The sequence below is a fragment of the Pseudoxanthomonas suwonensis 11-1 genome, assembly GCF_000185965.1.
GTDB lineage: Bacteria > Pseudomonadota > Gammaproteobacteria > Xanthomonadales > Xanthomonadaceae > Pseudoxanthomonas > Pseudoxanthomonas suwonensis_A.
This window is the reverse complement of sequence record NC_014924.1, coordinates 2981420-2995639: the sequence shown is the minus strand read 5'-3', so window position 1 is coordinate 2995639 and position 14220 is coordinate 2981420. Positions and strand designations below refer to the sequence as shown.

Sequence of the window (14220 nt, the reverse complement as noted above, 5' to 3'; positions counted from 1 at the left end):
ACCCTGCCGGCCAGCGCCGGATACCACCCCTGCGCCGCGCGAGAGCCTGCCCTTGTCGAGTCCCAGCCACGTCGCCGACACCCCGGTCACCGGCCGCAACCAGCTGGTCGACTACCTGGCTTCCGGAGAGAAGCCGCGCGTGGCGTGGCGCATCGGCACCGAGCACGAGAAGTTCGGCTTCCGCCTGGACGACCTGCGGCCGCCGGCGTTCGATGGCGAGCGCGGCATCGAGGCGCTGCTGACCGGGCTGGTCCGCTTCGGCTGGGAGCCGGTGCGCGAGAGCGTGGACGGCCAGCCCGAACGCACCATCGCCCTGCTGCGCGATGGTGCCTCGGTGACCCTGGAGCCGGCCGGCCAGCTGGAACTGTCCGGGGCGCCGCTGGAGAACATCCACCAGACCTGCGTCGAGGTCGGCACCCACCTGGACGAGGTCCGCCAGGTCGCCGATCCGCTGCAGCTGGGTTTCCTGGGCATGGGTTTCCAGCCGAAGTGGCGCCGCGACGAGATGCCGTGGATGCCCAAGGGCCGTTACCGGATCATGCGCGCCTACATGCCCAGGGTCGGCGACCTTGGCCTGGACATGATGACCCGCACCAGCACCGTGCAGGTCAACCTGGACTTCGCCTCCGAGGCGGACATGGTGAAGAAGTTCCGGGTGTCGCTGGCGCTGCAGCCGGTGGCCACCGCCCTGTTCGCCGATTCGCCGTTCACCGAGGGCAGGCCCAACGGCTACCTCAGCTACCGCTCGCACATCTGGACCGATACCGATCCGGACCGCACCGGCATGCTCGACTTCGTGTTCGAGGACGGCTTCGGCTACGAGCGCTACGTCGACTACCTGCTCGACGTGCCGATGTACTTCAGCTACCGCGACGGCGTGTACGTGGATGCCAGCGGCCAGAGCTTCCGCGACTTCATGGATGGCCGCCTGCCGGCGCTGCCGGGCAAGCTGCCGACCCTGCGCGACTGGTCCGACCACATGACCACCGCCTTCCCCGAGGTGCGGCTGAAGAAGTACCTGGAGATGCGCGGCGCCGACAGCGGCCCGTGGGCGCGGCTGTGCGCGCTGCCGGCGTACTGGGTCGGCCTGCTGTACGACGATGCGGCGCTGGATGCGGCCTGGGACCTGGTGAAGGACTTCAGCACCGGGGAGCGTCACGCCCTGCGCGATGGCGTGCCGAAGCACGCGCTAAAGCTGCCGTTCCGTGGCGCCACGGTGCGCGAGCTGGCGATCGAATCGCTGAGGATCTCCGCCGCCGGCCTGCGCCGGCGTGCCGCGCTCAACGCCGACGGCATCGACGAGTCGCGCTTCCTCGACTCGCTGATCGAGATCGCCGAGTCCGGACAGACCCCTGCCGAGCGCAAGCTCGAGCTGTTCCATGGCCCGTGGCAGGGCAGCGTCGACCCGGTCTTCCGCGAGTTCGCCTACTGATCCCGGCGGGGACGGCGGCGCGCCCGTGGGCACGCCGCCGCAGTGGCCGCGGTATTGCACCGGGGCCAGGGATGGATCACGGCAGCAGGGCGTTCCTGACCACCTCGTTGCCGCCCAGCGCCAGCCAGGCCGAGCCGGTGTTCCTGACGTCGTTCGCCGCCAGCCGGCCTTCCAGGTTCAGGCGCAGGGTATGCACCTGGTTGAACGGGCCGGGCGACTCGAGGTTGACGCTCACCCAGCGGTAGCTGCCATAGACCTCGTCCAGCGAAGGCTTTAGGCCTTCGACCGTGGCCCCGAGGCCGCTGGTGTCGACCTGCGACAGCGGCACCAGGTAATCCTCCAGGCGGAAGTCGGCGGCATTGCCACTGACCGACAGCTCGATCTGGTACGGCTCGCTGAACTTGCCGCTGTGCGCGTCGAAGCGCTGGCCGACCAGCTTCCGCGGATCCTGCGGGTCCTGGTAGTCGACGGTGCAGACCTGCAGCTTGCCGTCCTCGCCGAAGTAGGAGGAGATCTCCTGCACCTTGGTCTCCGCCGGCAGCAGCGCGGAGACTTCGCGGAAGCACACGTCGGCGCCGTCGTCGAAGGCCAGCGACTTGCCACCGGTGAGTGCGCCGGCGGCTTCCTGCACGCTCGCGGGGGTCTTGTCGCCGCAGGCCGAAACGGCCAGCACCACGGCCGCGCCGCACAGGAAGGGAACGAGGGAAGGCAGGCGGGGGATATCAGTCACGATTGCTCCTTGCAGTGTGATGGAACGGGGGAGCAGCGGACTATATAGATGTCGCGAAGGTTGCTCAGGAAACCTGAAAAACCCGTTATTCCAAGCGGTTTTTGGCGAAACCGAAGTGCCAGGCCGCGATCACGGGGCCCACAGCTTGTGCAGGTCGCGGAAGCCCCACGCGGCCGGCGATTCGATGCCGGTGATGCTCTCGCTGCAACCGGGCGCGGACAGGTCCACGTCCACGTGCAGCACGTGGCTGCGCAGGCGTGCCGAATAGAACACGCGCACCAGCGGGCGGGTGAGGTTGCCCGGACGCTGCTCCAGCACCACCGCGAGGCGGTCGCTGGACAGTCGCACCAGGCTGCCGGCCGGATAGATGCCGAGGCTGGCGATCAATGCCTTCAACACCATCATGTCGAACTGGCCCTTCCACGAGACCATGCAGCGCAGCGCCTCGGCCGGATCCCAGGGGTCCTTGTAGGCGCGGGTGGAGGTCACCGCGTCGTACACGTCGCACACCGAACTCATGCGGGTCAGCAGCGGGATCTGATCCGGGGCCAGGCCGGCGGGATAGCCGGCGCCGTCCATGCGCTCGTGGTGGTACAGCACCATGTGCAGGATGGTCTCGTTCTCGACCCCCGCCTCGCGCAGCAGGCGCGCGCCGTGCGCCGGGTGCTCGCGCATCAGCGCCATTTCCGCATCGTCCAGGCGGCCGGGCTTGTTGAGGATCTCCAGCGGGATGCAGGCCTTGCCGAGGTCGTGCAGCAGGCCGCCGAGGGTGGCGTCGGCGCAGGCCTGCTCGTCCAGGTCCAGGTGGCGGGCGAGGTTGGACATCAGCGCGCCGACCGCCACCGAGTGCAGGTAGGTGTAGTCGTCGGCGGTCTTGAGCCGGGCGATGCCGATCAGCGCGCCGGGATGGCGGCCGACCGAGGCGCTGATCTCCTGCGCCAGCGGCACCAGCTCGCCGGCGTCGACCATGCGGCCCATGCGCACTTCCTGGAACATCGCCTCTACCGCTTCCCTGCCTTCGTGGCAGATGCGGCGGGCACGGGTCAGCTCGGCGTCCAGCGCGACCTGCGGGACGATCACGCGGCGGGTCGCGGCGGGCGGTGCCGCGGGCGCGGCGACGGATTGGGCGACGGCCACGGCTTCGGCCGGCGCCATGGGATCCGGAATGGCCGCAGCCGCGTCGGCTTCTGCCGGCGCGTTCTCCACCCCGGCCTCCGCGTCCCAGTCCTCGCTGCGCGACGGATCGATGTCCACCGACTGGATGCCGCTGTCGCGCAGGCGCTCGATCTCGCGTTCGCTGGCCAGGAACGAGGTCCGCCAGAACGGGTGCTTGAGCCAGGCGCCATTGACCCGCTGCACGTACATGCCGGGGCGCAGCTGGTCGATGGGAACGGTCCTGTACATCAGGGGTGGATCGCGGGGAGGGTTGCAGGGGACCGGGAGGGTATCGGCCATACGCAACCGGGCTTTAGCGGATGGGCCGGCATGGGCGCGATCCGGTGTCGGCTGATACTATCCCCCAGTATCAGCCGCGAGGTCCGAGGCATGCCGCACAGTCCCGAGGAAAAGAAGCGCGTGCTGGCCCGGGTGCGCCGCATCCGCGGCCAGGCCGAGGCGCTGGAGCGCGCGCTGGAGGCCGGTGCGGACTGCGCGCCGGTGCTGCAGCAGATCGCCGCCATCCGCGGCGCGGTCAATGGCCTGATGTCCGAGGTCATGGAAGCGCACATCCGCGAGACCTTCGGCCAGGCCGCCGGCTCGGCCGACCAGCGCCAGGCGCGGGTCGCCGAGGTCACCGCGCTGGTGCGTTCCTACCTCAAGTGAATCCCCCGCCGCCGGCATGGCCGGCGGTCCAACCTTAGTTGCCGTCCCAAGGAGTTTCCCCATGAAGTCCCGTGCCGCTGTCGCCTTCGCTGCTGGCCAGCCGCTGCAGATCGTCGAGATCGATGTCGCCCCGCCCAAGGCCGGCGAGGTGCTGGTGAAGATCACCCACACCGCGCTGTGCCACACCGATGCCTTCACCCTGTCCGGCGAGGATCCGGAAGGCGTGTTCCCGGCGGTGCTGGGCCACGAGGGCGCGGGCATCGTGGTCGAGGTGGGCGAGGGCGTGACGTCGGTCAAGCCGGGCGACCACGTCATCCCGCTGTACACCGCCGAGTGCCGCCAGTGCCTGTTCTGCAAGAGCGGCAAGACCAACCTGTGCGTGGCCGTGCGCGCCACCCAGGGCAAGGGCGTCATGCCCGACGGCACCACCCGCTTCTCCTACAACGGCCAGCCGATCTACCACTACATGGGTTGCTCGACCTTCTCCGAGTACACCGTGGTCGCCGAGGTCTCGCTGGCCAAGGTCAACCCGGAGGCCAACCCGGAGCACACCTGCCTGCTGGGCTGTGGCGTGACCACCGGTATTGGAGCGGTGCACAACACCGCCAAGGTGCAGGAAGGCGATTCGGTGGCCGTGTTCGGCCTCGGCGCGATCGGCCTGGCGGTGATCCAGGGCGCCAAGCAGGCCAGGGCCGGCCGCATCATCGCCATCGACACCAACCCGGCCAAGTTCGAGCTGGCGCGCGAAATGGGCGCCACCGACTGCGTCAACCCGAAGGACCACGACAAGCCGATCCAGCAGGTGATCGTGGAGATGACCGGCTGGGGCGTGGACCACAGCTTCGAGTGCATCGGCAATGTCGAGGTGATGCGCGCGGCGCTGGAATGCGCGCACCGTGGCTGGGGGCAGAGCGTGATCATCGGCGTGGCCGGCGCGGGCAAGGAGATCAGCACCCGTCCGTTCCAGCTGGTGACCGGGCGCAAGTGGATGGGCACCGCCTTCGGTGGCGTGAAGGGTCGCAGCCAGCTGCCGGGCATGGTCGAAGACGCGATGGCCGGCCGGATCGAGCTGGCGCCGTTCGTGACCCACACCCTGCCGCTGGAGCGCATCAACGAGGCCTTCGACCTGATGCACGAAGGCAAGTCGATCCGCACCGTGATCCATTACTGAGCAATGGATGCGGCCGGTAGCGACGGAAAGGCCACGGCGGGCACGCGCAGCGTGCTCGTCGCCGGCGCCAGCGGCCTGGTCGGGCGCGCGCTGGTCGCGCGCCTGTGCGCGGATCCGGGCGTAGGCGTGGTGCATGCGCTGGTGCGGCGTCCGCTGGGCCTGGGGCATCCGAAGCTGCAGGTCCACGTGGTCGACTTCACCGCGCTGCCGGTCCTGCCGATGGCCGACGAGGCCTACCTGGCGCTGGGTACCACGATTTCCATTGCCGGTTCGCGCGAGGCCTTCCGCGCGGTGGACTTCGACGCCAACCTCGCCGTGGCCCGTGCCGCGGTACAGGCGGGCGTGTGCCGCATCGGCCTGGTCAGCGCGATGGGCGCCGCTCCGCACTCGCGGGTGTTCTACAGCCGCACCAAGGGCGAACTGGAGCAGGCGCTGGCGAGCTTGCCGTTGGATGCTCTGGTGATCGCGCGTCCGACGCTGCTGCTGGGCGACCGCGGCGCGCTGGGCCAGCCGCACCGCCGCGGCGAACACCTCGGCGCAACCCTGGACCGCTGGCTGCGCCCGCTGCTGCCGGCCCGGCTGCGCGCCATCGCCGCGGAGGACGTCGCCGCTGCCCTGGCCAGCGAAGTGCCGCGCGCATCCGCCCACACCATCCTGGACTCGGCGCGCATGCAGGGCGCATCCGCCGCGCCGGCCTGAAACGCATCAAGGAGAAGTACCCATGGAACGCATCGAACATCGCGCCTGCTTCGGTGGCTGGCAGGACGTCTACCGCCACCAATCCTCCGTGCTCGGCTGCACGATGAGCTTCGCCATCTACCTGCCGCCGCAGGCCGCGCACGGCCCGGTCCCGGTGCTGTACTGGCTCTCGGGCCTGACCTGCACCGAGCAGAACTTCATCACCAAGGCCGGCGCGCAGCGCTACGCCACCCAGCACGGCATCGCCATCGTCTGCCCGGACACCAGTCCGCGCGGCGAGGACGTCGCCGATGCCGAGGGCTACGACCTGGGCAAGGGCGCCGGCTTCTACCTCAACGCCACCCGCGAGCCGTGGGCGCGCCACTACCGCATGCACGACTACGTGGTGGACGAGCTGCCGGCGCTGGTCGAGGCGCACTTCCCGGTCACCACCGCGCGCTCGATCAGCGGCCACTCGATGGGCGGCCATGGCGCCCTGGTATGTGCGCTGCGCAATCCCGGCCGCTACCGCAGCGTCTCGGCGTTCTCGCCGATCGTCGCGCCCAGCCAGGTGCCGTGGGGCGAGAAGGCCTTCACCGCCTATCTGGGCGAGGAGCGCGGCGCGTGGCGGCAGTGGGATGCCTGCGAGCTGCTGCGCGAGGCAGGCGAGAAGCTGCCGCTGCTGGTGGACCAGGGCGGGGACGACGAGTTCCTAGAAGGCCAGCTGCGTCCGCAGCTGCTGCAGGCCGCGGCGGCCGAGGCCGGCCATCCGCTGACCCTGCGCATCCAGCCGGGCTACGACCACAGCTACTACTTCATCTCCAGCTTCATCGGCGATCACGTCGCGCACCATGCCGCGGCCCTGCTGGGGCACCACGGTGGCTGCGAGGCGGACGGCTGCTGCGGCGGCCATTGAGCGCTGCAGCATGAAAACGCGGCGGCGCCATGGCATGGTGCCGCCACGTGATACCGGACAGGGGGAGGGGGATCATGCTCAAGCCGGGGATGATGCTGGCCGCGTTGTTGCTGGTGCTGCCTGCCAGCGCCGCCGCAACCGATGGGCCGAAGCGCACCGTGGCCAGCGCCCAGGAGTTCCTGCGCCAGGTCCTGCCGGGCAACCGCTACGTGTCGACGATGATGGCCGAGGTAATCGCCAAGGCCCGGCGCGAGGGACTGCAGGCGCGGTTCGATCCGGTACCGCCGATCGTCGACGCCGATCCGGTTGGGCATTGCCGCTCCTACCTGATCGGCGAGATCGCCAACACTTGGCTGGTCGTGCGTGACCCGGCCTCCGGCGGTTCCACCGAATCCGACTTCGCGCGGATGGTCGGCGACGACCATGTGGGCAGCCCGGATGGCTTTCACTTCGGCTCGATCCGCGCACTGCGCCAGGACGGATCGCGGGTCTACCTGCGCTTCGCCGGCGAGCAGCACGACGCCGAGCTGCACCTGGAAGGCAGCGAGATCGCCAGCCGCGTCCACGCCGCCCTGGACTTCCTCCGCCGCGAGTGCGACCCCGCCGCCGCCACCGGCTTCTGAAAACCGGGGTCAGAGTGCGATTCCCAGTTCAGGCCGGCCGCCAAAACCGGGGTCAGAGTGCGTTTTTCCGGGTCGGCCGGGCTGCCAACCCGGGGTCAGAGTGCAATTTCTTCCCGGCCGTGCCCCCTTGACCACGGTCTATCTGACAGAAATCGCACTCTGACCCCGGTTTTCCTTCGGGACGGAAATTGCACTCTGACCCCGGTTTTTGGGGCTTGCTCTAGGCCAGCGTGAAGTCGGTGCGGGCGAAGCGGGCGGCGTCGAGGCTGTCGCCGGCGTGTTGCAGTTGCAGCGGCGCGGAGAACATCGGTCCATCCCAGACGCAGGTGTGGAACTCGCCGTTCTCGCCGCAGGGATCCACGCCCGCAGGCAGTTCCGCCAGCAAGGCGGCATCGAACGCAGAACCGGCGAAGCGCGCATCCAGCTGCTGCGTATCGACGCAGCACACGCGCGCCTTCAGCCCGCCATCGATCATGCGCCGGGCGAGCAGGGCGGTATCGAAGCGGAACAGCGGGGTCAGCAGCTCCCAGTCCAGGGGCTCGAGCTGCTGCCGGCGCCAGTCGCGGATGTCCTCCAGGAACAGGTCGCCGAAGGCCATGGTGCGCAGGCCGGGCCAGCGTTGGGCCGCCTCGTCCAGGGCGGCGGTCATTGCCGCGGCATAGGTGGCGTTGTCGCACGCGGGCGGGATCGCGACCTCCACCAATGGCAGGCCTGCCGCCGACGCCTGCGCGCGCAGCACCTCCACCCGCACGCCCTGCATCGAGGCGCGACCCTCGCTGACGGTCGAGAGCAGGCCGACCACCGCATGGGTGGCCGACTGCCGCAGCAGGTGCAGGGTCCAGGCCGCGTCCTTGCCGCCGCTCCACGCCAGCAGGACGGGAATCCGCCGGGCCATCAGCCCGCCAGGCCGGGCCGGGTTTCAGCGCACATCGCGCAGTTCCCAGTTCGAACCGGCCAGCAGGCGCAGGCGCTGGCGCAGGATCTCGCCGGGCAGGGTCGTGGTCGCGGTCAGGTACACCGACAGGTCCTCGCGGCGGCCTTCGACGCTGGCCTGCGGATCGGTCCTGCCCAGGGCCGGATCCACCTCGTCCGGTTCCGGCTGCGCCTGCCGCCAACGCTCGAACAGCGCCGGCGAGCGCAGCGCATCCTGCAGCTGTTCGGCGAAGGCCTCGTACCCGTTGGCGGTGAACGACAGCGAAGGCTCGCTGCCGCGTGCGGTGGCCGGGTCGGGCAGGCGGATCACGTAGGTGGTCATGGGCGGCTCCTTGTCCAGGGGCCCTCAATCTACCAACGCCGGTGCGAAGCAGCCGTGGGGCCGTTCAGTCGAAGCCGTGCTCGGTCGAGGCGAAGCCCACCGCCACCGCGCCCTTGCCCACGTTCACCATGCCGGTGAGGCTCATCATGCTCTCGAACACTTCCACGCCGTGGTCCAGGCAGGTGTCGACCAGGCGGGCGTAGCCGGGGATGCCAGGCAGTTCGGCCATGTCGCCGCCATAGCAGACGCTCACCGTCGGGGTCATCAGGCCCGCGCGCACGCGCCGGCAGGCCATCTCGAACATCTTCTCGGTGGCGGTCTCGAAGCCCTTGATGCGCGCCACCGGTTCGGTTTCGCCGTGGAAGGCGCGGACCACCGGCTTGATGTCCAGCGCGCTGCCCAGCGCGACGCTGAGCAGGCCCACGCTGCGGTCGCCCTTCATGCGGGCGCGGTTGCGCAGGTAGTACAGGTCGCGCGGGATCATGAAGCCGCAGGTGTTGCGGGCCAGCTCCTCCAGCCGCGCGCGCATCTGCGCCACGCCCACGCCGGCGGCGCGCATGCGCACGGCTTCCACCGCGGTGATCGTCTGGCCGGCGAAGCAGTTGAGGGTGTCGATCACCCGCAGCGCGAACGGCGAATTGTGCCCCGCGGCCTGGCGCGTGGGCTTGTAGTCGTTGAGGATCGCGAAGCTGGCCTGGGTCGCGTTCTCGTGGATCTGGCTGCGCAGCCGCGAGATGGTCAGGCAGAACACGTGGTCGTAGTCGATCACCAGCTGCTTCAGGAACAGGTCGCGGATCCGCTCCACGCTCAGCGGCGTGGTTTCGGCCTCGTGCCCGCGCTCGGCGACGTGTGCATGCAGGAAGGCGAGGGTGGCTTCCTCGTCGCGATGGTCTTCAAGAACCGCGTTGCCGATCCGGACCGTGATTGGCATGACCACGATGCCGTGCTCGCGGATGAAGGAGGCCGGCAGGTCGCAGGCCGAATCCACGACGATTCCTATGCGCATGGGCCCTCCCGAGGCGTGCAGCACGTGAAGCGCGTGAACCCTATCGCAGAATTTCGGGCTGCGCGACTAGCTGGAAGTCACGGTCAACGCCTGCGTTCCAAAGCTAGCGGTAACATTCCGATGTCGGCCAGCGGACCGGACCGGAGCATGCCCGGCTCCTCCATTACCGCCATCATCAGGTCGTGGCTGTCGTTGCCCCAGAACAGCCCGCCCTCGACCTGCAGGGTAGGAACGCCAAAAACCCCTGTTTCCAGCGCGGAATCCGTGAGTTCGCGGAGGCGTTGCTTGACCTGCGGCGACTCGATCGCGGCCATGTCCCGGATGCCCAGGCCATGGGCGGTCGCGGTCAGCGAGGCGGCACTGCCATCGAGGCCGTCGCGCCAGATCGAATTGAAGATCGCATCGATCGATCCGGGGGTGATTCCTGCTGCGACGCACAACCGAAGTGCCGGCAACGGATTGAACGGATGCCCCGGCGGGAACAACAGCGGCACCCCCTCGCGCCGCGCCTGCCACAGCGCCTGGCGGTAGATGAACTCGCGCTTGTGCGGGATCTCGGCCGGGCCCAGTACGCCACGCGCGGACAGCACCGCGCCGAACACGATCGGCACGGCTTCGACCCGGCCGGCCTCCACCAGCGGGCGCATCTTCTGCCAGTGCAGGTAGGAGAAGGGCGAGACGAAATCGAAGTACCAGCGTGGGGTCATCCGTAAGTCCTCCGGCAGATCCATCGCCATGATGCGCCGTGCACGCCCGATGGCCACGCCGCGGCGCGCCATGTCGCCGCGCCGACGGGCGATGGCGCATGCTTGCCCGGACACCTGCAATGGAGGATGCGATGACGACGGCAGATGAAGCGGTCGGGTTCTGGCGCAAGGCCGGCCCCGGCGCATGGTTCGCGGGCGATGCCGCCTTTGACCGGGAATGCGCGCGCTTCGAGCAGGCGCACATGGCCGCCGCGCGCGGCGAGCACGAGGACTGGCTGCAGGCCAGCGACGGCGCGCTGGCGCTGATGATCCTGCTCGACCAGATCCCGCGGAACATCTACCGCGGCACCGGCCACGCCTTCGCCACCGATGGCCTGGCGCGCCGCTACGCGCTGCGGGCGATCGAGGCCGGCCACGACCAGCCGGTCGAGCCGGCCCTGCGCGCGTTCTTCTACCTGCCGCTGGAACACGCCGAGGACATGGGCGACCAGGACTATTCGGTCGAGCTGTTCACCGCGCTGGGCGACAAGACCTACCTGGACTACGCCATCGCCCACCGCGACGTGATCGCGCGCTTCGGCCGCTTCCCGCACCGCAACCAGGCACTGGGGCGGGTGAGCACGGCGGAGGAGCAGGCCTGGCTGGATGCCGGCGGGGGGTTCTGAGCCGACCGGGCGCAGCGGGATCAGGTCGCCCCAAACGGAAGAGGGCGGCTTTCGCCGCCCTCCCTACACTCGTGCATGACCCGGCAAGCCGGGCGACCCGATCCGCGACTCAGTAGCGCGGGATGCTGCCGTCCACTTCCTGGGCCCAGCGGTCGATGCCGCCTTCGACATTGAACACCGCGGTGAAGCCCTTGCCGCGGAACTCCTCGGCCGCCTGCGCGCTGCGGCCACCGTGGTGGCAGATGAAGGCCAGGCGGGTGTCCTTGGGCAGGGCGTCCAGCGCGGCGCGGCCGTCACCATCCAGGGTGCGGTGGGTCACCGACAGCGAGGCGATCGCTCGCTCTTCCGGCGGGCGCACGTCCACCAGCACCAGCTCGCCGGTGCCGACCTGGCGCTCTGCCTCGGCCGGGGTGATCGGCTGCACCGGCTTGGGCGCGTTCGGGTTGTCGATGGCCAGGCCCTGGCCACGGAAGTCGTCGACCCAGTCGATGGTGATGCCGTTGGCGCGGCGGGCGCTGGCCAGGTCGAACTGGATGCGCAGGCCACCGGTCTCCACCGCGATCGCGTTATCGCTGCGCGGCACGATCTGGAAGCGCGGCTGGAAGCGCGCGTCGATCGACAGCGCCAGCGCCGCGTTCGGCTCGCTGGCCAGGGCACCACGCAGCTGGGCGGCGGCGGCCTCGGTCACGGTGACCTGCGGCGGGGTGCGGTCCGGGGCCGGCAGGCCGAGGATCTGCGACAGCTCGCCGCTGGCGGCCAGCTGCTCGATGATGTCCGAACCACCGACCAGCTCGCCGTCGATGTACAGCTGCGGGATGGTCGGCCAGTTGCCGTAGACCTTGATGCCCTCGCGGATCTCCTGGTCGGCCAGCACGTTGACGTGGGCGTACTCCACGCCGAGGTCTTCCAGCACGCCGGTGGCCTTGGCCGAGAAGCCGCACTGCGGCATGCCGGGCTGGCCCTTCATGAACAGCACGACGCGGTTGGCTTGCAGCAGCGATTCGATGCGCGAACGCAGGGCGGGATCCAGGGACATGCGGGGGCTCACGGCAGGATTTTCAGGGGTTTCCATTCTACGCCCCGTGGCATCATGCGGCGATGAGCCACCCGGCAACACTGCATCGCGCCCCGGATCGCCCCTACGCCTGGCTGGCCTGGCTGGTCGCCTCGCAGCTCGCGGTGGCCGTGCTGTGGCTCGCCGCAGGCTGGCGCTGGGGCCTGCCGGCCCTGCTGCTGTCGCATGCGGCCTTCATCGTCCCGGTGTTCCTGCCGCGGGCCACGCTCTACGCGCCGGCGGTCTCGCGCCTGCCCGGCGACGAGCGCGCGGTCTGGCTGACCATCGACGACGGTCCCTCCGACGACACCCCGGCCATGCTCGAGGCGCTGGACCGTCACGGCATGCGCGCCACCTTCTTCCTGGTCGGCGAGCGCGCCCGGGCGCGGCCGGAACTGGTGCAGGAGATCGTCCGCCGCGGCCACGAGGTCGCCAACCACACCTGGAGCCATCCCCAGGCCCGCTTCTGGGCCCTGGGTCCGCGTGCCATGGCCGACGAGCTGGAGCGCGCCCAGGCCGCGCTCACCGAACTGGCCGGGCGCCCGCCGCGCTGGTTCCGGGCCGTGGCCGGCCACACCAACCCCTTCATCGCCGCGCCGCTGTGCAGGCTGGGCCTGTCCCGCGCCGCCTGGAGCGCCCGCGGCTTCGATGCGGTGGATGGCGACGTGGTCCGGGTCCTGCAGCGCATCCAGCGCGGCCTGGCCCCCGGCGCGATCATCCTGCTGCATGAAGGCGCCCCGCACGGGAAGAGCGTCGAGATCCTCGAAGCCGCGCTGTGCCTGCTGCGCGAGCAGGGCTACGCGAGCGTTATTCCAGACTGAGACGGGTTGAGCCCGGTATTCGCCTGGGCGCGCGTCAGTTGGTGCCGCCGCGCCGCAGGCCGTGGCTGCGGTCTCCCGGGTGGGCGCGCAGATCGGGCCTCGCCGGTTTGAACAGACTTACCCATCCTCGGCCCGGCGCGCCGCCACCGCGGCGTCCTCCTGGTCGAGCGCGTGGCTGGTCTCGATGGCGATGCGCAGGATCCCTGGTGTCCGCTCCGCCAGCTCCGCGAAGCTTCCACCGAGGAACATCGACAGCGCCGCCACAAGCATCGCGTTGCGCGAACGGCGCAGATAACCCCAGCCCAGCAGCGCGAGGCCACCGGCCAGGAACAGGCACTGAATGAGGAAGAGCGTGGACGGCATGGCGGCCTCTCGGTGCGCGATGACGTTGGAAGCAGCCTGCCAGTGGAGACGGGTGGGGCGCTATCAGCGCAAGCCGCGACGTCCAGTAGGAGATTTCCGGCCTGGGTACTCCCCTCGCCCCGCGGGAGAGGCGGCGGGAGTGAGGGTCGGGAGCCGACCAATACCTGGACCCGCGACAAGGCGCTCGCCGCCGCGCCTTCGCAATACCGGAATGTCGATCCGGCCGGTGCATTCAAGCAGCGCCAGCACCCGGCCCTTTCCTCAAGCCCTCACCCGCTGGGGAGGGGCCATGAATCCCTCAATCCCTGCAGGCCACGACCAGCCAGTTGTTGAAGGGCGTATCGCCTGCCAGCGGGGAGAACTCGCTGCGCAGGCCGGCGGCGTCGAAGCGGGCCTTGAGCATCTCCGCTTCGGGATAGTGGATCGGGGCAGCGTTCATCCAGCCGACCAGGCGCGCGAACACATCGGTGGTGCGGGTGATGCGCGCGCTGCGGCTGCCGTCGTCCAGGCCGGTGCGGATCACCAGCTTCGAGCCCGGCTCGAGCATGCCCACCAGGGCGTCGACCACCTCGGCCTGGCGCTGCGGCTGCAGGAACTGCATCACGTCCAGGATCGCCACGCTGCCGCGGTGCGGCGGCAGGGCCTGCGACAGGTCCAGGGTCTCGAAGCCGGCGTCGTCCAGGCCGGCGCGGTCGGCGGCGCGGCGCGCCGAGGCGATCTTGCGGTGGTCGTTGTCCACGCCGAAGTAGCGCAGGGCGATGCCCTCGTGGTGCAGGGCATGGGCCAGCAGGCCGATGCCGCAGCCCAGGTCCAGCAGCGGCCCGGCGGCGTCGCGCAGGGCCTCGCACACGCCCGGATACAGCGGGTCGCTGCGCAGCTTCGCCCGCGCGTAGTAGTAGTGGTACCGGTTGCCCAGCAGGGTGCCGGGCAGGAACGCACGGGCGATGCGTTCGGCGGTGTCCCGCGACAGCGGTCGCG

17 protein-coding genes are annotated in these 14220 nt (G+C 70.0%); 8 read left to right on the top strand and 9 right to left on the bottom strand.

Annotated elements, in window-relative coordinates:
• The first annotated feature begins 52 nt into the window (after positions 1-52).
• On the top strand, positions 53-1432 hold the full coding sequence (locus tag PSESU_RS13760; RefSeq protein ID WP_013536404.1) for a glutamate--cysteine ligase: 1380 nt from the start codon (positions 53-55) through the stop codon (positions 1430-1432).
• 76 nt (positions 1433-1508) lie between these two features.
• Here PSESU_RS13760 and PSESU_RS13755 read toward each other — a convergent pair whose 3' ends face one another.
• Positions 1509-2162, bottom strand: a complete 654-nt coding sequence (locus PSESU_RS13755) for a hypothetical protein (protein WP_013536403.1) — start codon at positions 2160-2162, stop codon at positions 1509-1511.
• Positions 2163-2291: 129 nt separating this feature from the next.
• Positions 2292-3566, bottom strand: a complete 1275-nt coding sequence (locus tag PSESU_RS13750) for an HD-GYP domain-containing protein (protein ID WP_041764181.1) — start codon at positions 3564-3566, stop codon at positions 2292-2294.
• Positions 3567-3707: 141 nt separating this feature from the next.
• Between PSESU_RS13750 and frmR the strand changes: the two genes are divergently transcribed.
• The 5 genes from frmR (at position 3708) to PSESU_RS13725 (ending at position 7371) form a co-directional block, all read left to right on the top strand.
• Positions 3708-3983, top strand: coding sequence for a formaldehyde-responsive transcriptional repressor FrmR (gene frmR / locus PSESU_RS13745; protein WP_013536401.1), 276 nt, complete (start codon positions 3708-3710; stop codon positions 3981-3983).
• Between the two features lie 61 nt (positions 3984-4044).
• Positions 4045-5154 carry an S-(hydroxymethyl)glutathione dehydrogenase/class III alcohol dehydrogenase gene (locus PSESU_RS13740; RefSeq protein ID WP_013536400.1) on the top strand — a complete coding sequence of 370 codons (1110 nt, stop codon included), beginning with the start codon at positions 4045-4047 and terminating at the stop codon, positions 5152-5154.
• Positions 5155-5157: 3 nt separating this feature from the next.
• Positions 5158-5853, top strand: a complete 696-nt coding sequence (locus PSESU_RS13735; protein WP_013536399.1) for an NAD(P)H-binding protein — start codon at positions 5158-5160, stop codon at positions 5851-5853.
• 22 nt (positions 5854-5875) lie between these two features.
• Positions 5876-6748, top strand: coding sequence for an S-formylglutathione hydrolase (gene fghA, locus PSESU_RS13730; protein ID WP_013536398.1), 873 nt, complete (start codon positions 5876-5878; stop codon positions 6746-6748).
• 74 nt (positions 6749-6822) lie between these two features.
• On the top strand, positions 6823-7371 hold the full coding sequence (locus PSESU_RS13725; RefSeq protein WP_013536397.1) for a hypothetical protein: 549 nt from the start codon (positions 6823-6825) through the stop codon (positions 7369-7371).
• A gap of 220 nt (positions 7372-7591) precedes the next feature.
• Here the strand turns inward: PSESU_RS13725 and PSESU_RS13720 are convergent, their stop codons facing one another.
• The 4 genes from PSESU_RS13720 to PSESU_RS13705 form a co-directional block, all read right to left on the bottom strand.
• Positions 7592-8266: a hypothetical protein gene (locus PSESU_RS13720; RefSeq protein WP_013536396.1), complete on the bottom strand. Its 675-nt coding sequence runs from the start codon at positions 8264-8266 to the stop codon at positions 7592-7594.
• A gap of 24 nt (positions 8267-8290) precedes the next feature.
• On the bottom strand, positions 8291-8626 hold the full coding sequence (locus tag PSESU_RS13715; RefSeq protein ID WP_013536395.1) for a hypothetical protein: 336 nt from the start codon (positions 8624-8626) through the stop codon (positions 8291-8293).
• Positions 8627-8690: 64 nt separating this feature from the next.
• Positions 8691-9632, bottom strand: coding sequence for a DegV family protein (locus tag PSESU_RS13710; protein ID WP_013536394.1), 942 nt, complete (start codon positions 9630-9632; stop codon positions 8691-8693).
• 83 nt (positions 9633-9715) lie between these two features.
• The gene (locus PSESU_RS13705) at positions 9716-10339 is read right to left on the bottom strand and encodes a 2-hydroxychromene-2-carboxylate isomerase (protein ID WP_013536393.1); all 624 of its coding nucleotides are present in this window, start codon (positions 10337-10339) and stop codon (positions 9716-9718) included.
• Between the two features lie 131 nt (positions 10340-10470).
• Between PSESU_RS13705 and PSESU_RS13700 the strand changes: the two genes are divergently transcribed.
• Positions 10471-11004 (top strand): DUF924 family protein, encoded by a 534-nt coding sequence (locus PSESU_RS13700; protein ID WP_013536392.1) that lies wholly within the window; start codon positions 10471-10473, stop codon positions 11002-11004.
• A gap of 109 nt (positions 11005-11113) precedes the next feature.
• Here PSESU_RS13700 and grxD read toward each other — a convergent pair whose 3' ends face one another.
• Positions 11114-12040, bottom strand: coding sequence for a Grx4 family monothiol glutaredoxin (grxD, locus tag PSESU_RS13695; RefSeq protein WP_013536391.1), 927 nt, complete (start codon positions 12038-12040; stop codon positions 11114-11116).
• A gap of 62 nt (positions 12041-12102) precedes the next feature.
• Here grxD and PSESU_RS13690 point away from each other — a divergent pair, with 62 nt between their 5' ends.
• On the top strand, positions 12103-12879 hold the full coding sequence (locus PSESU_RS13690; protein ID WP_013536390.1) for a polysaccharide deacetylase family protein: 777 nt from the start codon (positions 12103-12105) through the stop codon (positions 12877-12879).
• Positions 12880-12996: 117 nt separating this feature from the next.
• Here PSESU_RS13690 and PSESU_RS16300 read toward each other — a convergent pair whose 3' ends face one another.
• Positions 12997-13242, bottom strand: a complete 246-nt coding sequence (locus PSESU_RS16300) for a hypothetical protein (protein ID WP_013536389.1) — start codon at positions 13240-13242, stop codon at positions 12997-12999.
• Positions 13243-13540: 298 nt separating this feature from the next.
• Positions 13541-14212, bottom strand: a complete 672-nt coding sequence (locus tag PSESU_RS13680) for a class I SAM-dependent methyltransferase (protein ID WP_041765029.1) — start codon at positions 14210-14212, stop codon at positions 13541-13543.
• Between the last annotated feature and the right edge of the window lie 8 nt (positions 14213-14220).